This is a genomic window from Candidatus Krumholzibacteriia bacterium (assembly GCA_035649275.1).
In the GTDB taxonomy this organism is placed as follows: domain Bacteria; phylum Krumholzibacteriota; class Krumholzibacteriia.
On record DASRJW010000059.1, the window covers coordinates 1 to 16,479 of the forward strand.

Sequence of the window (16,479 nt, forward strand, 5' to 3'; positions counted from 1 at the left end):
GCCGGCGGCGGTGGAGATGGTGATGCCAGGGGACACGGTGGAGCTGGACGTGGAGCTGATCACGCCGATCGCGATGGAGGAGGGCCTGCGCTTCGCCATCCGCGAGGGCGGTCGCACCGTCGGCGCCGGCGTCGTCGCCAAGATCCACGCATGAAGAATACGGAGTGAGTGCCGTGAATCAGCAGAGAATCCGCATCCGGCTCAAAGCCTACGAGAGCGCCATGCTCGATCGCTCGGCGTTCGAGATCGTGCGTACGGCGAAGCGCACCGGGGCGGAGATCAGCGGGCCCATCCCGCTGCCGACCAAGAGATCCATCTACACCGTGCTGCGTTCGCCGCACGTGGACAAGAAGTCGCGGGAGCAGTTCCAGATCTGCATCCACAAGCGGCTCATCGACATCACCCGGCCGACCTCGCAGACCATCGATGCGTTGAGCAAGCTCGATCTGCCCGCCGGCGTGAACATCGAGATCAAGCTCTAGGCGAGGAAGGCCAGGAGGAAGCATGAAAGCGCTGCTGGGCAGGAAACTGGGCATGACCCAGATCTTCGACCAGGAAAGCGGCGAGGTCTGGCCGGTGACGGTGCTGCAGCTCGGGCCGTGTCCCGTGGTGCAGGTGAAGCGCACGGCCAAGGAAGGCTACGAGGCGGTGCAGATCGGCTTCGGCGCCATCCGCACCACGCTGGTGGATCTGCCCTCGCGGGGACACTTCCGCAAGGCCGGCGTGGAGCCGCGGCGGCACCTGCGCGAGTTCCGCGTCGACGATGCCAGCGGCTACGAGGTGGGCCAGGAGCTGACGGTGGAGATGTTCCAGGGCGTGGCCAAGGTCGACGTGGTGGGGACGAGCAAGGGGCGCGGCTTCCAGGGCGGTGCCAAGCGGCACGGCTTCCACCGCGGTCCGCGCACCCACGGCTCGCGTAACTACCGCGCCCCGGGCTCCATCGGCCAGCACTCCAACCCCGGGCGCGTGTTCTTGGGGCTGCGTATGCCGGGCCGCATGGGCAACGCCCGGGTGACGCTGCGCAACCTGAGCGTCCGCGGCGTGGACACGGAGAACAACCTGCTGCTCGTGGGCGGCGCGGTGCCCGGGGCGCCCAACGCCGTCGTCCTGGTGCGCGTCACCGAGGCCGCCAGTGCAGGAGGGGCCCCATGACCACGGCACAAGGGTATTCCGCTGCCGGGGAGGAAACGGAAAAGGTGCCCTTGCCGGAGGCGCTCTTCGCCGCCGAAGTGCACACCCACGTCCTCTACGAAGCGGTGAAGTCCTACCTGGGCAACCAGAGGCAAGGGACGCACAAGACCAAGAACCGCCACGAGGTCTCGGGGCAGAAGTCGAAGCTCTACCGCCAGAAGGGCACCGGCCGGGCCCGCGCCGGCTCGGCCACCTCGGGGACCCGCGTGGGCGGCGGCCGCATCTTCGGCCCGCGCCCGCGGGACTACCGCACGCAACCGCCGGCCAGGGTGCGGCGGATGGCGTTGTGCTCGGCGCTCTCGGATCGCGCCGCCGGCGCCCAGGTGCGCGTGGTGGACGATCTCAAGCTGGAGGCGCCGAGCACGAAGAGCGTGGCCAAGCTGCTCGCCGGCATGGGCCTCGCGGCCCAGCGGGTGCTGCTGGTGAGCTCCCGGGACGACAGCAACCTTTTCCTCTCCTGCCGCAACGTGCAGCGGTTGCAGCTGCAGCGGGCACAAGAGCTGAACGCCTACACGGTGCTGCGGGCCGAGACGCTGGTCATCGAGAAGTCGGCGCTGCAGACGCTGGAGGAGGTGTTCGGCCGATGAACGCCGAGCAGATCATCCTCGGTCCGGTGGTGACCGAACGCAACATGATGCTGCGAGACGAGCAGAACAAGTACGCCTTCCACGTGCACCCGCGCTCGACGAAGCCGGAGATCAAGAAAGCGGTGGAAGAGCTCTTCAACGTCAGCGTCGTCGCGGTGACCACGATGAACGGCATGGGCAAGATCAAGCGCATGGGCCGGCACGTCGGGCGGCGCTCGGCTTGGAAGAAGGCCATCGTGCGGGTGGCCCCGGGGCAGAAGATCGACATCTACGAGGCCGTGTAACGGCGGCGGCGCGGAGGAGAGCAGGATGCCACTGAAGAAGTTCAGACCGGTGACTCCGACTCTACGGTTCAAGACCGTGTCGGACTTCGCCGAGGTCACGCGCAGGGCCCCGGAGAAAACGCTCCTCGAGCCGTTGCAGAGCAGCGGTGGCCGCAACAACCTGGGACGCATCACCTCGCGGCACCGCGGCGGCGGCCACAAGCGCATGTACCGGCGGATCGACTTCAAGCGCGAGAAGGAAGGCGTCCCGGCGCGGGTGGTGTCCGTCGAGTACGACCCGAACCGCAGCGCCCGCATCGCCCTGCTGCACTACGCCGACGGCGAGAAGCGCTACATCATCGCCCCCGTCGGTCTCGAGGTGGGGCGCACGGTGATGAGCGGCACGGCGGCGGAGTTCGAGCCGGGGAACAGCATGCCCCTCGCCAAGATCCCGGTCGGCACCGTGGTGCACGCGGTGGAGCTGGTGGCCGGTAAGGGCGCCCAGCTGGCGCGCAGCGCCGGCACTTCGGCGCAGCTCATGGCCAAGGAAGGCGACTACGCCCAGCTGCGCCTGCCGAGCGGCGAGATGCGCAAGGTGCGCATCGAGTGCCGCGCCACCATCGGCCAGGTGGGCAACCTGGAGCACGAGAACATCTCCATCGGCAAGGCCGGGCGCTCGCGCTGGCTGGGCCGGCGGCCGCAGTCCCGCGGTGTGGCCATGAACCCCATCGATCACCCCATGGGAGGCGGCGAGGGCAAGACCTCCGGCGGCCGCCATCCGTGCAGCCCGTGGGGCTGGAAGACCAAGGGGTGGCGGACGCGGAAGAAGAAGACCTCGGACCGGTTGATCATCCGGCGGCGCTACCAGAAGTAGGAGCGAGGAACATGGCACGTTCGCTGAAGAAAGGGCCCTTCGCCGACGAGCATCTCGTGCGGCGGATCCAGCTGTTGAACGAGAGCAGCGAGAAGCGCGTGCTCAAGACCTGGTCGCGCCGCTCCACGATCCTTCCCGAGTTCGTGGGTCATACGCTGGCGGTGCACACGGGCAACCGTTTCATCCCGGTGTACATCACCGAGAACATGGTGGGGCACAAAGTCGGCGAGTTCGCGCCGACCCGCACCTTCCGGGCGCACACGAGCAAGACGCGGGCCCAGATGGCCGGCGGCAAGAAGTAACGGAGAAGGCGATGGAGGCGAGAGCCAGTCTGCGCTACTCGGGGATCCCGGCCAACAAGATGCGGGCGGTCGCCGATCTGGTGCGCGGCAAGGATGTGGACGTGGCGCTGCACACCCTGCAGTTCGTCACCCGGGCGGCGGCGCTGCCCATGCGCAAGCTCATCGAGTCGGCGGCGGCCAATGCCAAGGAGAAGGCCGCGGCGGTGGACCGCCGCTTCGAAGCGGACCGACTGTTCGTAAAGAGCGTCATCGTGGACGAGGGCCCGACGATGAAGCGCTTCCGGCCCCGCGCCCAGGGACGGGCCTACCGCATCCGCAAGCGTTCGTGCCATGTGCTCCTGGTCCTGGAGGAGCACGAGGGGAAGGTGGCGGCCAAGCCGCCGGTGGGGAAGACGAAGGCCGCAGCAGCGGCCCCGGTGCCGGAAGAAAAAGACAAGAAGAAGAAGACGAGCCGCGCTCCGCTCCTGCGGCGCGGGCGAGCCAAGAGCGCCGCGGCGGCGAAGTAAGGAGGTCCCCGTTGGGGCAGAAGACTCATCCAGTCGGTTTTCGGCTCGGCGTGATCCGCACCTGGGGGTCCCGGTGGTTCGCCCGCAAGGAATACGCCGACTGGCTCCTGGAGGACCAGAAGACGCGCCGTTACATCCGCACCCGCTTGCGCAAGGCCGGCATCGCCGCCATAGAGATCGAGCGCGCCCCGAAGAAGGTGTCGATCAACATCCATGCGGCGCGCCCGGGCATGGTCATCGGCCGCAAGGGCAGCGAGGTGGACAAGCTGCGCGACGAGTTGCGCAAGCTGACGGGCAAGGACATCTATCTCAACATCATCGAGGTGAAGAAGCCGGAGAAGAACGCGCAGCTGGTGGCGGAGCACATCGCCCTGCAGCTGGAGCAACGCGTCTCCTTCCGCCGGGCGATGAAGAAGACCATCTCGTCGGCGATGCGCATGGGCGTGCTGGGCATCAAGGTGGTGTGCTCGGGCCGCCTGGGTGGCGCCGAGATGTCCCGGGTGGAGAAGTACCACGAGGGCCGGGTGCCGCTGCACACCCTGCGTGCGGACATCGACTACGCCACCGCCACGGCGCGCACCACCTTCGGCGCGATCGGCGTCAAGGTCTGGGTCTACAACGGCGAAGTCTTCCCGCGGGACTTCAAGCGCCAGCTGGCCGGAGACCGAGGAGACGAGGTGACGGCCGATGCTGGCGCCTAAGCGCACCAAGCACCGCAAGATGATGAAGGGCCGGCGGCACGGCCTGGCGTACCGCGGCTCCAGCCTCGCCTTCGGCGAGTTCGGCTTGCAGACCCTCGACCCCGCCTGGATCGACACCCGGCAGATCGAGGCCGCCCGCATCGCCATCACCCGGCACATCAAGCGCGGCGGCAAGCTGTGGATCCGCATCTTCCCGGACAAGCCGCTGTCGAAGAAGCCCGCCGAGACCCGCATGGGCAAGGGCAAGGGCAACCCGGAGTTCTGGGTCGCGGTGGTGAAGCCCGGGCGCATCCTCTTCGAGCTCGAAGGGGTGACGCCGGAGATCGCCCGCCAGGCCTTCCGCCTGGCCGGGAGCAAGCTGCCGGTGCGCACCAAGTTCCTCCAGGCCGAGGGGAGGCACGCGGCGTGAAGACCAAGGAAGTGCAGGAGCTGCGCGACATCCCGGCGGCGGACCTGCAGCTCAAGCACGAGGAGCTGGTGACGCAGTACTTCCGGCTGCGCATCAAGCACAGCCTGGGGCAGCTCGAGGATCCCATGGTTCTCCGCCGCACCCGGCGGGACGTCGCCCGTGCCAAGACGCTGCTCGCCGAGCGCGGCATCGCCGCCACGATCCGGCGCCGGCATCGCACCGCCGCCAAGGCGGCGAAGGGATCGAAGGACAAGAAGGACGAGGGATAGCGCATGAACACACGGGGCCGCTTGCGCACTCGCGTCGGCGAGGTCGTGAGCAACAAGGCGCAGAAGACCGCCACGGTGCGGGTGGAACGCATGGTGAAGCATGCCACCTACGGGCGCACCGTACGCCGGAGCATCACGCTGCACGTACACGATCCGGAGAACCAGTGCCAGATGGGGGATCTGGTGCGGGTCGCCGAGACGCGGCCCTTGTCCAAGACCAAGCGCTGGCGCCTGATGGAGATCCTGCGCCGCGGTGGCGAGAAGCATGCCCTGCCCGCGCTGGAGGAAGGGGCATGATCCAGCAGGAGACGATGGTGATCGTCGCCGACAACTCGGGGGCGAAAAAGGCGCAATGCTTTCGGGTCCTCGGGGGCACGAAGCGCCGCTACGCCTACCTGGGCGACGTCGTCGTCTGCGCGGTGAAGCAAGCCATCCCGGGGGGCGCGGTCAAGAAGGGGCAAGTGGTCAAGGCGGTGGTGGTGCGTACGACGAAGGAGCAACGGCGCAAGGACGGCACCTACGTGCGCTTCGACGAGAACGCCGTCGTCCTCATCAACGACAAGCTGGAGCCGATCGGGACCCGCATCTTCGGGCCCGTGGCCCGCGAGCTGCGCGAGAAGCGCTTCATGAAGATCGTCTCCCTCGCGCCCGAGGTGGTGTGACATGCACGTGGCGAAGGACGACACGGTCGTCGTGCTCTCCGGCAAGTATCGCGGCAAGATGGGACGGGTGCTGCGGGTGCTGCCGGACAAGCTCAAGGTGATCGTGGAGCACGTCAACATGGTGAAGCGGCACACGAAGGCTGTCCCGGCCAAGGGCGTGAAGGGCGGCATCGTGGAGAAGGAGGGTCCCATCCACGCCAGCAACGTGATGGTGGTGGACCCAACCACGGGCAAGCCGACGCGGGTGGGACACAAAATCCTGGCCGACGGCAAGAAGGTGCGCATCTCCCGCCGCAGCGGCGAGATGATCGGCAAGGAGAGGTAGGTCATGGCGAAGGACCCGGCCGCCAAGGGCGAGAAGAAGAGCGGCAAGAGCGACGCGCCGCGGGGCGAGGGCAAGGGTAAGGGCGAGGGCAAAGGCGAGGGCAAGGGCAAGGCCAAGGGCGACAAGGGTGCCAGGCCCAAGAAGGCCGAGGGCGCCAAAGCCGCGGTCCAGGTCGGGCCGCCGACGCCGCCGCGGCTGCGCCAGTTCTACAAGGACAGCGTGGTGCCGGCGATGATGCAGCGCTTCAGCTACGGCAACCGCATGCAGGTGCCGCGGCTGGAGAAGATCGTGGTGAACATGGGCGTCGGCGAGGCGCTGAGCAACTCCAAGGTGCTCGACGCCGCGGTGGAGGACATGCGCAAGATCACCGGCCAGCAGCCACAAGTGACCCGGGCGCGGAAGTCGATTTCGAACTTCAAGCTCCGCGAGGGCGTGCCCATCGGTTGCCGGGTCACCTTGCGGGGGGCGCGCATGTACGAGTTCTTCGACCGCTTCGTCAACGTGGCGCTGCCGCGTATCCGCGACTTCCGCGGCGTGGCCAGCAAGAGCTTCGACGGGCGGGGCAACTACACCCTCGGGTTGAAGGAGCAGATCAACTTCCCCGAGATCGATTACGACAAGATCATGCAGCTCCAGGGGATGGACATCACCTTCGTCACCAACGCCCGGAGCGACGAGGAGTCGAAGGAGCTGCTCAGCCTGATGAACATGCCGTTCCGCAAGTAGGAACGGTCCGAGAGGAGTACGCGTGGCGAAGAAAGCACTGATCGCCAAGTCTCAGAGGAAGCCGCGGTTCAAGGTGCGGGGGTACAACCGCTGCCGGCGCTGCGGTCGCCCGCGCGGGTACCTCCGGGACTTCGGGATGTGCCGCATCTGTTTCCGGGAGCTCGCCTTGCGCGGCGAGATTCCCGGCGTGATCAAGGCGAGCTGGTAGCCGCCAGCGCCGGCGGCCGTTTGGCCCTGCGCGCCGTGACTTGAAGGAGATCACTGCCATGTCCATGACCGATCCGATCGCCGACATGCTGACGCGTATCCGCAACGCTGGGCGCGCCAAACACCGGCGAGTGGATGTGCCGGCATCGAAGATGAAGGCCTCGATCGCCAAGATCCTGGAGGAAGAGGGCTACATCCAGGGCACCCGCCTGCTCAAGGACGGGCCCCAGGGGACGCTCCGCATCTTCCTCAAGTACAACGACATGCGGGGTGAGAGCGCGATCCACGGCCTGCAGCGGTTGAGCATGCCGGGGCGGCGGGTGTACGTCTCGCGCGAGACCATGCCCCGCGTCCTCGGCGGCTACGGTGTTTGCATCGTCAGCACCTCGCAGGGCCTGATGACCGGGATCACGGCGCGCCAAAAGGGCATCGGCGGCGAGCTCGTGTGCCAGGTCTGGTAGGAGGAGAGCCATGTCGAGGATCGGACGCATGGTGATTGCGGTGCCCCAGGGCGTGCAGGTGGCGATGGAAGGCACCACTTTCGTCTCCAAGGGACCGAAGGGGCAGCATCGCCAGCCGGTGCATCCGGAGATGGCGGTGGAGATCGCCGGCAGCGAGGTCCGGGTGACGCGGCCCACCGAGCAGACGCGGCACCGGGCCCTGCACGGCCTGACCCGGACGCTCGTCGCCAACAGCGTGCGCGGCGTCTCCACCGGCTTCATCAAGAAGCTGGAGATCCGCGGCGTCGGCTACAAGGCCGAGGTGCAGGGGCGCAAGTTGATGCTGTCGGTGGGCTACTCGAACCCGGTGGAGTTCCCGCTCCCCGAGGGCATCGACGTCAAGGCGGAGGCGCCGACGCTGCTCGCGGTGAGCGGCGTGGACAAGCAGCAGGTGGGCCAGGTGGCGGCGGAGATCCGCGGCATCCGGCCTCCCGAGCCTTACAAGGGCAAGGGGATCCGGTACGAAGGCGAGCACGTGCGGCAGAAGGCCGGCAAGACGGCCGGAAAGTAGCGAGGAACGGACAATGAGCCAGCCCAAAGTGGAAGGACGGAAGCGGCGGCACGAACGGGTGCGCCGCCGCGTGCGTGGCACGGCAGCCCGCGCCCGTCTCGTGGTCTTCCGCAGCGAGCTCCACATCTACGCCCAGATCGTGGACGACGCGCAGGGGCGCACGGTGGCGTCGGCGTCGAGCCTGAAGCTCGGCGAGGTCGCCCGCGCCGAGGGCGAGAGCAAGAGCCTGGCGCAGGCGCGCGCCGTGGGCCAGCTGCTGGCGCAGCGCGCCAAGGAAAAGGGTGTCCAGGCGGTCATCTTCGACCGCGCCGGTTACCGCTATCACGGCCGCGTCGCGGCCCTGGCCGAGGGCGCCCGCAAGGGCGGCCTGCAGTTCTAGGGGGAACGCTTTGGCAAGACACGAACGGGAGCGCGAGAAGCGCGAGAAAGGCGACATCGTCGAGAAGGTGATCGCCATCCGCCGGGTCGCCAAGGTGGTCAAGGGCGGGCGGCGTTTCAGCTTCAACGCCCTGGTCGCGGTGGGCAACGGTTCGGGCCGGGTCGGCGTCGGCCTGGGCAAGGCCAACGAGATCGCCGATGCCATCCGCAAGGCGAGCGAGGCGGCGAAGCGCAGCCAGGTGGACATCCCCATGGTGGGCTCGACGATTCCCTATAAGATCCTCGGGCGCTACGGCGCCGGCCGGGTGCTGCTCAAGCCCAGCGCTCCCGGCACCGGCGTGATCGCCGGCGGTCCGGTGCGCGCCATTCTCGAAGCCGGCGGGGTACACGACATCCTCACCAAGGCGCTGGGGACGAGCAACCCGCACAACGTCACCAAGGCGACGATGAACGCACTCGGGCGGCTGGAGAGCGCCACCGACGTGGCGCGGCGCCGGGGCATCAGCGTGCAGCGCATGTTCGGCTTGCCGGAGCGCCCGGCGCGCCGGCCGAAGGGCGAAGGCGCGACCAAGGTCGAAGCCGGTGCCGCCGAGGTGAGTGGAGGCGAACCGGCATGAAGGTGCGCGTGACCCAGGTGCGCAGCCGCATCGGCACCAAGCCGGCGGCGAAGCGCACCCTCGATGCCCTCGGCTTGCGGCGCAACTACAGAAGCGTCGTGCTCGAGGACACTCCGCAGCTGCGCGGCATGGTGCGCCAGGTGGCGCATCTCGTGCGCGTCGAACCGGCGAAGGACAAGCCATGAAGCTGAACGAGATTCGTCCGAACCGCGGCGCCGTCCGCGACCGCAAGCGCGTCGGCCGGGGCACCGGCTCCGGCTGGGCCGGCACCGCCGGCAAAGGGCACAAAGGCGAGCAAGCCCGCGCCGGGCGCGCCAAGCGCAAGGCCTTCGAGGGCGGCCAGATGCCGATGGTGCGGCGGTTGCCCAAGTTCGGGTTCAAGAATCCCTTCCGGGTGGAGTACCAGGTGGTCAACGTGCGACTCCTGGAGCAGCGCTTCCAGGACGGCGACACGGTGGATGCGCCGACGCTGCTGGCCCACGGGCTCATGCAGAAGCCGCACCGGCCCATCAAGGTGCTCGGTGCCGGAGATCTGAGCAAGAAACTGGCAGTGCGCGTGGACGCCGTCAGCGCCAGCGCGCGGCAGAAGATCGAAGCCGCCGGCGGCAGCGTCGAGACGGTGACCGCACAGTAAAGGGAACCGGTCATGCTCCGGAAATTTGGCGACATGTTCGAGATCGCGGAGCTGCGGCAGCGGATCATCTTCACGGTCCTGCTGCTCATCGTCTACCGCATCGGGAGCCACATCACCACTCCCGGCGTGGACATCACCGTGCTCAAGGACTTCTTCGCCCGGGGCGGCGGTGGTGTCCTCGGTCTCTACGACTACTTCGTCGGCGGCAACCTGAGCAACGCCACCATCTTCGCCCTCGGCATCATGCCGAATATCAGTGCCTCGATCATCCTGCAGTTACTGCAGCCGGTGATCCCCTACCTGGAGCGGCTGTCCAAGGAGGGCGAGGAGGGCCGGCGCAAGATCAACCAGTACACTCGTTACCTGACCGTCGGGTTGGCGCTGTTCCAGGCCGTGGGCATCGGCCTCTTCCTGGAGCAGCTCGGCGTGGTGGCGCACCCGGGCTTCGGCTTCCGGCTGTTGACCATGATCACCATGACCGCGGGCACGATCTTCGTCATGTGGCTGGGGGAGCAGATCACCGAGCGGGGGATCGGCAACGGCATCTCGCTCATCATCTTCATCGGCATCATCGCGCGCTTCCCCGCCGAGATCATCAACACCGTGCGCTCGGTGTTCGTGGCCCAGACCCTCAACATCTTCGTGGGCGCCTTCCTGCTGGCGATGATGGTGGCGGTGACCGCCCTCACCATCCTCATCACCCAGGGGCAGCGGCGCATCCCGGTGCAGTACGCCCGGCGCATCGTGGGCCGGAAGATGTTCGGCGGCCGGCAGACGCACTTGCCGCTCCGGATCAACACCGCCGGCGTCATCCCCATCGTCTTCGCCCAGTCGATCATCGTGCTCCCTGGTTCGATGGCGGAGTTCATGCGCAACAACCAGTTCGCCCAGGATCTGGCCTTCGTCCTGCGCCCGGGGCACTGGGTGTACCTCACCCTGTACGTGGTGACGATCCTGTTTTTCACCTACTTCTATACCGCCATCGTCTTCAACCCGATGGACATCGCCGAGAACATGCGCAAGAACGGCGGCTTCATCCCGGGGATCCGGGCGGGTAAGTCCACCGCCGAGTTCATCGACCGGGTGCTGAGCCGGATCACCTTGCCCGGCGCCGTCTTCCTGGCCTTCATTGCGGTGCTGCCGGACATGCTGATCCGTCGCGCCGGCGTGCCGTTCTATTTCGGCGGTACGGGCCTCCTGATCGTGGTGGGCGTGGCGTTGGACACGCTGCAGCAGATCGAGTCGCATCTGCTGATGCGGCATTACGACGGCTTCCTGAAGAAGGGGCGGCTGCGCGGCCGCAGCGGCTTCTAGGGCAGGTGAGCCGTGCGCATCGTGCTCCTCGGAGCACCAGGTTCGGGGAAGGGCACGCAGGCGGCGTTGCTCAAGGAGATGTACGGGATCCCGCACATCTCGACGGGCGACATCCTGCGGCAGGAAGTGGCGGAGGGAACGGAGCTGGGGCGGAAGGCCGAGAGTTACATGGCGGATGGCGCGCTGGTGCCGGACGCGCTCATCCTGGAGATGATGGAAGCGCGGTTGCTCCAGCCCGACACCCGGCGCGGCTGGCTCCTGGACGGTTTCCCCCGCACGGTGGAGCAGGCGGAGGGGCTGGCGACGCTCACGGCCCGCATCGGCCAGAAGGTGGACGCCGGGGTGATCTTGCACGTGGACCCGGAGGTCGTGGTGCGGCGGCTCTCCGGGCGGCGGGTGTGCGACTCCTGCCAGGGCGTGACCAGCGTGCGCGAGGTGCAGGGAGGCGCCTGCCCGCTCTGCGGCGGCAAGCTGTCGCTGCGGCCGGACGACGAGCCCGAGGTGGTGCGCCGGCGCATCATCGTGTTCGACAAGCAGACGCGGCCGGTGTTCGAGTTCTTTCGCCGGCGCTACGACGTGATCGATGTGGACGCCTCGCGAACCATCGACGAAGTGACGGAGGCCCTGCGGCGTGCACTGGACCGATACGATCATCCTTAAGTCGCCGGCGGAGATCGAGCTGATGCGCAAGGCCGGCGCCATCGTGGCGGCGGCGCACGACCTGGCCGCACGTCTGGTGCGGAGCGGGGTGAGCACGCAGGAGCTGGACCTGGCCATCGAGGACCACATCTTGAGCCTGGGCGGGAGCCCTTCGTTCAAGGGGTACCTGGATTACCCGGCGTCGAGCTGCATCTCGGTGAACGAGGAAGTCGTGCACGGCATCCCGGGGCCGCGGCAGCTGCAGGAGGGCGACATCGTCGGCGTCGACATCGGCGCCATCTGGCAGGGCTATCATGGCGACGCGGCGCGCACCTTCGCCGTGGGCCAAGTGAGCGAGGAAGCGCGGCGCCTCATGCAAGTGACGCGGCAGGCGCTCTTGCTCGGGATCGAACAGGCGCGGGTCGGCAACCGGTTGTCCGATATCTCGCACGCCATCCAGACCCATGCCGAGACCGCGGGCTACTCGGTGGTGCGCAGTCTGGTGGGGCACGGCATCGGGCAGCAGCTGCACGAGAAGCCCCAGGTGCCGAACTACGGGCCGCCGGGACGGGGCCCTCGCCTGCGGGCGGGGATGGTGCTGGCGCTCGAGCCGATGCTGAACGTGGGGGCGCCGGAGGTCTACACCAAGACCGATCGGTGGACGATCGTGACCCTGGACGGCCAGCTGTCGGCGCACTACGAGCAGACGGTGGCGATCACCGACGACGGGCCGCTGGTGCTGACAGGCCCGCTGCACACTGGGTTGGATGGAGAGTCGTTTGCCTAAGCAAGAGGGTGTGACGGTCGAGGGTACGGTGGTGGAGGCTTTGCCGAACGCCATGTTCCGAGTGAAGCTCGATAACGAACACGTGGTCCTGGCGCACATTTCGGGGAAGATGCGCATGTACTTCATCAAGATCCTCCCTGGTGACAAGGTCACGGTCGAGCTGTCGCCCTACGACCTGAGTCGCGGTCGGATCACGTACCGCTACAAGTGAAGGCCCGCGGCAAGCCGCCGGCGGTGCCCGTGGAGGAGGAGGGTCGCCCATGAAGGTGCGAGCTTCGATCAAGAAACTGTGCGACAAGTGCAAGATCGTGCGCCGTGAGGGCGTCGTGCGCGTGATCTGCTCCAACCCGCGCCACAAGCAGCGCCAGGGCTGAGGGCGCTGCGCCCGTCCGGGCCGTGGCCCGGCGGTGTCCGAGAGGAGGACGGCTTTGCCTCGTATCGCAGGTGTGGATCTCCCGGCGGAGAAGCGCGTCATCGTGGCGCTGACCTACATCTATGGCATCGGCCGCAACACGTCGGAGCGCATCCTGAAGAAGACCGGGATCGCCGCAGACGTGCGCGCCAAGAACCTGAGCGACGCCGACACCGGCAAGCTCCGGCAAGTGATCGAGAACGAGTACAAGGTGGAGGGCGCGCTGCGCGGCGAGATCGCCATGAACACCAAGCGACTCATGGACATCGGCTGTTACCGGGGGCTGCGGCACCGGAAGGGCTTGCCCGTGCGCGGCCAGCGCACCCACACCAACGCCCGGACGCGCAAGGGGCCGAAGCGCCGGCCGGGCGCCAAGAAGAAGTGACGCGGAGGTCGCCCAGTGGCTGAAGTTACGAAGAAGAAGAGCAAACCGCGCAAGAAGGAAAAGAAGGCGCTGCCGGCACGTGGCGTGGCCCACGTGAAGTCGACCTTCAACAACACCATCGTCACCATCACGGACCCGACGGGGGCGGTGGTGGCGTGGGCGAGCTCGGGCAAGATGGGCTACAAGGGCTCGCGCAAGGGCACGCCCTTCGCGGCGCAGCTGGCCGCCGAGTCGGCGGCGCGGGAGGTCCTTGCCCAGGGCATGCGCAAGGTCGAGGTGTGGGTCAAGGGCCCCGGGTCGGGCCGCGAAGCCGCGATCCGCAGCCTGCAGGCGGCGGGGCTCGAGGTGAACGGCATCAAGGACGTCACGTTGACGCCGCACAACGGTTGCCGGCCGCCCAAGCGGCGCCGGGTGTAAGGTTGCCGGCCGCCCGCGCGGCGCCCGGTGTCATGGTTTCTCTGGAGGTTCTGTCCGCATGGCTCGGTACACGGATGCGGTCTGCAAGCTCTGTCGCAGGGAGGGCGTGAAGCTCTTCCTCAAGGGCGACCGCTGTTTCTCGGAGAAATGCGCCGTCGACCGGCGGGCGTACGCCCCGGGCGAGCACGGCGCGGAACGGCGCCGGCCGCGCAAGATGTCGGAGTACGGCACGCAGCTGCGGGAGAAGCAGAAGCTGCGCCGCGTCTACGGCGTCTTGGAACGCCAGTTCCGGCACTACTTCGACCGCGCCACGCGGATGGAGGGCGTCACCGGCGAGCGGCTGCTGCAGCTGCTCGAGCGCCGGCTGGACAACGTGGTCTACCGCATGGGGTTCGCCCCGTCGCGGCCGGCGGCGCGGCAGCTCATCCGGCACGGGCACATCCAGGTGGGGCCGCGGAAGGTCAACATCCCGAGCTTCCGGGTGCGGCCGGGCGACGTGGTCGCGGTGCGTGAGCGGAGCCGGCAGCTGAGCCTCGTGCACGAGGCGTTGAAGAGCGCCGAGATGCGGCCCAAGGTCTCGTACATCGACGTGGATCGTGGCAAGCTCACCGGCACGTTCCTGATGCTGCCGAGCCGGGCCGAGATCCCGGTGCCGGTGGAAGAACAGATGGTCGTGGAGCTCTACTCGAAGTAAGGAGAGCCCGTTCGTGCCCGCGCGGGGTGCGCGGGCGGAGTCGAGGCCCGCGGTGGGTCGGCTGCAGCGGGGATGGGCGCGGCAGCGCGGCGCCGGGGGCCGGAAACAGTGGGCCGTTGAGCCAGACGGCCGCACGTTCCCTGAGGAGTCGTCATGAAGTGGAAACCGGTTTTGATGCCCCGGAAGATCGAGCTCGAGGGTACGACGTCGAGCGCGACGCACGGCCGTTTCGTCATCGAGCCCCTGGAGCGCGGCTTCGGCACCACGCTGGGCAATGCGCTGCGGCGAACCCTGCTGTCGTTGCTGCAAGGCGCGGCGGTGACGGCGGTGAAGTTCGACGGCGTGTTGCACGAGATGAGCACGATCCCGGGCGTGGTCGAGGACGTCACCGACATCGTCCTCAACATCAAACAGCTCGTCATCCGCCACCTGGGGGACGAGCCCAAGTGGCTGCGCCTGGAGAAGGAAGGTCCCGGGGTGGTCACCGCGGCGGACATCCAGGCGGATCACGAGATCGAGATCATCAACAAGAACCTGCACATGATGACGCTGGACGAGAACGCCAGGATCCGTTGCGAGCTCCTGGTGGGCGTCGGGCGCAGCTACGTCCCGGCCGAGGCGCACAGCTTCGAGGAAGACACCATCGGCATCATCCCGGTGGACTCCATCTTCAGCCCGGTGCGGAAGGTGAATTACCTGGTGGAGAACACCCGCGTGGGGCAGCGGACGGACTACGACCGGCTGGTGCTGGACATCACCACCAGCGGCGCCACGGCGCCGATCGACGCCATGGGCTACGCCGCCAAGCTCCTCAAGGATCATCTGCAGATGTTCATCCACTTCGACGAGGCGCAGCTCGAGGAGACGCGCGAGGAAGTGAACGAGGAGAACGCCCGCATGCGCGAGCTCCTCATGCGCAGCGTCGACGAGCTGGAGCTGTCGGTGCGTTCGAACAACTGCCTGAAGATGGCGAACATCAAGACGCTGTTCGATCTCGTGCGCCGCAGCGAGGCCGACATGCTCAAGTACAAGAACTTCGGGCGCAAGAGCTTGCGCGAAATCAGCGAGATCCTCGAGGGCATGGGCCTGCAGTTCGGCATGGAAGTGACGCCGTACATGGCCGAGCCCGAGGACAAGGTCACCGCCGTGGAGGCTTGAGGCCATGCGCCACCGTAAATCAGTCGCCAAGCTGGGCAGGACGCAGGCGCACCGGCGCGCCATGCTGCGCAACATGGTGACCTCGTTGCTGCGCCACGAGCGCATCCGCACCACGGCGCCGAAGGCGAAGGTGGCGCGGCGGTACGCGGAGCGCATGATCACACTGGGCAAGCGCGGCGACCTGCATGCGCGGCGCCAGGCGGCGACCTTCATCATCGACGAGACGGTGCTGAAGAAGCTCTTCGACGAGCTGGCGCCCAAGTTCGAGGAACGCAAGGGCGGCTACACGCGCCTCATGCGCACCGGACTCCGCAAGGGGGATGGCGCCGACATGGCCATCCTCGAGCTGGTCACCCAGTCGGAGCCGCGCAAGAAGAAGGGCAACCGCAAGACCTCGGCCCATCTCGCGCCGTTCAAGACGGGGGAGGCCGGGAAGGGCAAGCGCAAGCGGGCGGCCAAGAAGCCCACCAAGGCGTCTCCCAAGGCCTCGAAGGACGCCGGCGAGGGCGCGGCGGCGGGGGCGTAGCCCTCGGCACCGCTCGCGGCCCGTCGACGGGCCCGAGGTCAAGGCTCTGTCGAGCTCATAGGTGTTCGCACTCGGCCCCGCCCTGGGCACTGTTCAGGGCGGGGCTTCTTCTTTCTGAACCAGCTCCTCTGTCTGTGGCCAGGCTCATGGGTCCGCGTCGCCTGGGGCAGCTACTTATGTGCATTCGAACACGCTTTTGTCCGGACGCTCGGGCCTCCACGCTCCCACACCGGCGAGTTCTCCCGGCTCGAGCTGCCTCTCGTTGCGGTACCAGGTGGCGAGCTCTTCGCATCCCAAACGCCAATACACATCGAGAGGCGCTCGACCCCAGCAGTGCGCCAATACCCCGTGCTCTCCCTCCCTGTGGTGGAAGTCGCAGAGCGAGAGCTTGTTCCATTCCTCGTCCCCGCCCTGATGGGAGCGGTAGTGCAGGTGGTGCACCTGCAGTCGCGATCGGGCCGTGCAGCCCGGTGCCTGGCACCGGT

General features: G+C 67.6%; 31 protein-coding genes and 2 pseudogenes. 32 read left to right on the forward strand and 1 reads right to left on the reverse strand.

Features of this window, described 5'->3' with window-relative positions:
- From tuf to rplQ, 32 genes and pseudogenes are all read left to right on the forward strand, one after another.
- On the forward strand, window positions 1-154 hold a 154-nt coding region (tuf, locus tag VFE28_05940; GenBank protein HZM15525.1), incomplete at its 5' end, for an elongation factor Tu.
- Window positions 155-173: 19 nt separating this feature from the next.
- Window positions 174-482, forward strand: coding sequence for a 30S ribosomal protein S10 (rpsJ, locus tag VFE28_05945; GenBank protein ID HZM15526.1), 309 nt, complete (start codon window positions 174-176; stop codon window positions 480-482).
- Window positions 483-504: 22 nt separating this feature from the next.
- Window positions 505-1,152 (forward strand): 50S ribosomal protein L3, encoded by a 648-nt coding sequence (gene rplC / locus VFE28_05950; protein HZM15527.1) that lies wholly within the window; start codon window positions 505-507, stop codon window positions 1,150-1,152.
- Complete coding sequence (gene rplD, locus VFE28_05955; protein ID HZM15528.1) at window positions 1,149-1,778, forward strand: 50S ribosomal protein L4; 630 nt, start codon at window positions 1,149-1,151, stop codon at window positions 1,776-1,778. Before rplC ends, rplD begins: the two co-directional genes overlap by 4 nt.
- Complete coding sequence (locus VFE28_05960) at window positions 1,775-2,062, forward strand: 50S ribosomal protein L23 (protein HZM15529.1); 288 nt, start codon at window positions 1,775-1,777, stop codon at window positions 2,060-2,062. Before rplD ends, VFE28_05960 begins: the two co-directional genes overlap by 4 nt.
- Window positions 2,063-2,087: 25 nt before the next feature.
- A complete protein-coding gene (rplB, locus tag VFE28_05965) occupies window positions 2,088-2,915 on the forward strand; it encodes a 50S ribosomal protein L2 (protein ID HZM15530.1) in 828 nt (275 codons plus the stop codon).
- Between the two features lie 11 nt (window positions 2,916-2,926).
- A complete protein-coding gene (gene rpsS, locus VFE28_05970; GenBank protein HZM15531.1) occupies window positions 2,927-3,217 on the forward strand; it encodes a 30S ribosomal protein S19 in 291 nt (96 codons plus the stop codon).
- An 11-nt stretch (window positions 3,218-3,228) separates the two neighbouring features.
- Window positions 3,229-3,570, forward strand: a pseudogene (gene rplV, locus VFE28_05975) (50S ribosomal protein L22).
- 164 nt (window positions 3,571-3,734) lie between these two features.
- The gene (gene rpsC / locus VFE28_05980) at window positions 3,735-4,424 is read left to right on the forward strand and encodes a 30S ribosomal protein S3 (protein HZM15532.1); all 690 of its coding nucleotides are present in this window, start codon (window positions 3,735-3,737) and stop codon (window positions 4,422-4,424) included.
- Window positions 4,411-4,833, forward strand: coding sequence for a 50S ribosomal protein L16 (gene rplP / locus VFE28_05985; GenBank protein HZM15533.1), 423 nt, complete (start codon window positions 4,411-4,413; stop codon window positions 4,831-4,833). The genes rpsC and rplP overlap by 14 nt, the downstream gene beginning before the upstream one ends.
- The gene (gene rpmC, locus VFE28_05990; protein HZM15534.1) at window positions 4,830-5,102 is read left to right on the forward strand and encodes a 50S ribosomal protein L29; all 273 of its coding nucleotides are present in this window, start codon (window positions 4,830-4,832) and stop codon (window positions 5,100-5,102) included. The genes rplP and rpmC overlap by 4 nt, the downstream gene beginning before the upstream one ends.
- A 3-nt stretch (window positions 5,103-5,105) precedes the next feature.
- A complete protein-coding gene (gene rpsQ, locus VFE28_05995) occupies window positions 5,106-5,399 on the forward strand; it encodes a 30S ribosomal protein S17 (protein ID HZM15535.1) in 294 nt (97 codons plus the stop codon).
- Window positions 5,396-5,764 carry a 50S ribosomal protein L14 gene (rplN, locus tag VFE28_06000; GenBank protein HZM15536.1) on the forward strand — a complete coding sequence of 123 codons (369 nt, stop codon included), beginning with the start codon at window positions 5,396-5,398 and terminating at the stop codon, window positions 5,762-5,764. Before rpsQ ends, rplN begins: the two co-directional genes overlap by 4 nt.
- A gap of 1 nt (window position 5,765) precedes the next feature.
- Window positions 5,766-6,089 (forward strand): 50S ribosomal protein L24, encoded by a 324-nt coding sequence (rplX, locus tag VFE28_06005; GenBank protein HZM15537.1) that lies wholly within the window; start codon window positions 5,766-5,768, stop codon window positions 6,087-6,089.
- Between the two features lie 195 nt (window positions 6,090-6,284).
- The gene (rplE, locus tag VFE28_06010) at window positions 6,285-6,815 is read left to right on the forward strand and encodes a 50S ribosomal protein L5 (GenBank protein HZM15538.1); all 531 of its coding nucleotides are present in this window, start codon (window positions 6,285-6,287) and stop codon (window positions 6,813-6,815) included.
- Window positions 6,816-6,837: 22 nt separating this feature from the next.
- Window positions 6,838-7,023, forward strand: a complete 186-nt coding sequence (locus VFE28_06015) for a type Z 30S ribosomal protein S14 (protein ID HZM15539.1) — start codon at window positions 6,838-6,840, stop codon at window positions 7,021-7,023.
- 58 nt (window positions 7,024-7,081) lie between these two features.
- A complete protein-coding gene (rpsH, locus tag VFE28_06020) occupies window positions 7,082-7,483 on the forward strand; it encodes a 30S ribosomal protein S8 (protein HZM15540.1) in 402 nt (133 codons plus the stop codon).
- Between the two features lie 10 nt (window positions 7,484-7,493).
- Window positions 7,494-8,033, forward strand: a complete 540-nt coding sequence (gene rplF / locus VFE28_06025; protein HZM15541.1) for a 50S ribosomal protein L6 — start codon at window positions 7,494-7,496, stop codon at window positions 8,031-8,033.
- Between the two features lie 13 nt (window positions 8,034-8,046).
- Window positions 8,047-8,412 carry a 50S ribosomal protein L18 gene (gene rplR, locus VFE28_06030; protein HZM15542.1) on the forward strand — a complete coding sequence of 122 codons (366 nt, stop codon included), beginning with the start codon at window positions 8,047-8,049 and terminating at the stop codon, window positions 8,410-8,412.
- 10 nt (window positions 8,413-8,422) lie between these two features.
- Window positions 8,423-8,911: pseudogene (gene rpsE / locus VFE28_06035) on the forward strand (30S ribosomal protein S5).
- Between the two features lie 113 nt (window positions 8,912-9,024).
- On the forward strand, window positions 9,025-9,213 hold the full coding sequence (gene rpmD, locus VFE28_06040) for a 50S ribosomal protein L30 (GenBank protein ID HZM15543.1): 189 nt from the start codon (window positions 9,025-9,027) through the stop codon (window positions 9,211-9,213).
- The gene (gene rplO, locus VFE28_06045; protein HZM15544.1) at window positions 9,210-9,662 is read left to right on the forward strand and encodes a 50S ribosomal protein L15; all 453 of its coding nucleotides are present in this window, start codon (window positions 9,210-9,212) and stop codon (window positions 9,660-9,662) included. Before rpmD ends, rplO begins: the two co-directional genes overlap by 4 nt.
- Before the next feature lie 12 nt (window positions 9,663-9,674).
- Window positions 9,675-10,976 carry a preprotein translocase subunit SecY gene (gene secY / locus VFE28_06050; protein ID HZM15545.1) on the forward strand — a complete coding sequence of 434 codons (1,302 nt, stop codon included), beginning with the start codon at window positions 9,675-9,677 and terminating at the stop codon, window positions 10,974-10,976.
- A gap of 12 nt (window positions 10,977-10,988) precedes the next feature.
- Entirely contained in the window at window positions 10,989-11,636 is a 648-nt protein-coding gene (locus VFE28_06055) for an adenylate kinase (protein HZM15546.1), read from the forward strand.
- A gap of 22 nt (window positions 11,637-11,658) precedes the next feature.
- Complete coding sequence (map, locus tag VFE28_06060; GenBank protein ID HZM15547.1) at window positions 11,659-12,402, forward strand: type I methionyl aminopeptidase; 744 nt, start codon at window positions 11,659-11,661, stop codon at window positions 12,400-12,402.
- A complete protein-coding gene (gene infA, locus VFE28_06065; GenBank protein HZM15548.1) occupies window positions 12,395-12,613 on the forward strand; it encodes a translation initiation factor IF-1 in 219 nt (72 codons plus the stop codon). The genes map and infA overlap by 8 nt, the downstream gene beginning before the upstream one ends.
- Window positions 12,614-12,662: 49 nt before the next feature.
- Window positions 12,663-12,776: a 50S ribosomal protein L36 gene (gene rpmJ, locus VFE28_06070; protein ID HZM15549.1), complete on the forward strand. Its 114-nt coding sequence runs from the start codon at window positions 12,663-12,665 to the stop codon at window positions 12,774-12,776.
- Window positions 12,777-12,830: 54 nt separating this feature from the next.
- Window positions 12,831-13,199, forward strand: coding sequence for a 30S ribosomal protein S13 (gene rpsM / locus VFE28_06075; protein ID HZM15550.1), 369 nt, complete (start codon window positions 12,831-12,833; stop codon window positions 13,197-13,199).
- 15 nt (window positions 13,200-13,214) lie between these two features.
- Complete coding sequence (gene rpsK / locus VFE28_06080; protein HZM15551.1) at window positions 13,215-13,616, forward strand: 30S ribosomal protein S11; 402 nt, start codon at window positions 13,215-13,217, stop codon at window positions 13,614-13,616.
- 58 nt (window positions 13,617-13,674) lie between these two features.
- Entirely contained in the window at window positions 13,675-14,310 is a 636-nt protein-coding gene (gene rpsD / locus VFE28_06085; protein ID HZM15552.1) for a 30S ribosomal protein S4, read from the forward strand.
- Between the two features lie 153 nt (window positions 14,311-14,463).
- On the forward strand, window positions 14,464-15,468 hold the full coding sequence (locus VFE28_06090) for a DNA-directed RNA polymerase subunit alpha (GenBank protein ID HZM15553.1): 1,005 nt from the start codon (window positions 14,464-14,466) through the stop codon (window positions 15,466-15,468).
- Window positions 15,469-15,472: 4 nt separating this feature from the next.
- Window positions 15,473-15,994 (forward strand): 50S ribosomal protein L17, encoded by a 522-nt coding sequence (gene rplQ / locus VFE28_06095; GenBank protein HZM15554.1) that lies wholly within the window; start codon window positions 15,473-15,475, stop codon window positions 15,992-15,994.
- A gap of 174 nt (window positions 15,995-16,168) precedes the next feature.
- Here rplQ and VFE28_06100 read toward each other — a convergent pair.
- A partial coding sequence (locus VFE28_06100) for a hypothetical protein (protein ID HZM15555.1) occupies window positions 16,169-16,479 on the reverse strand: 311 nt, incomplete at its 5' end.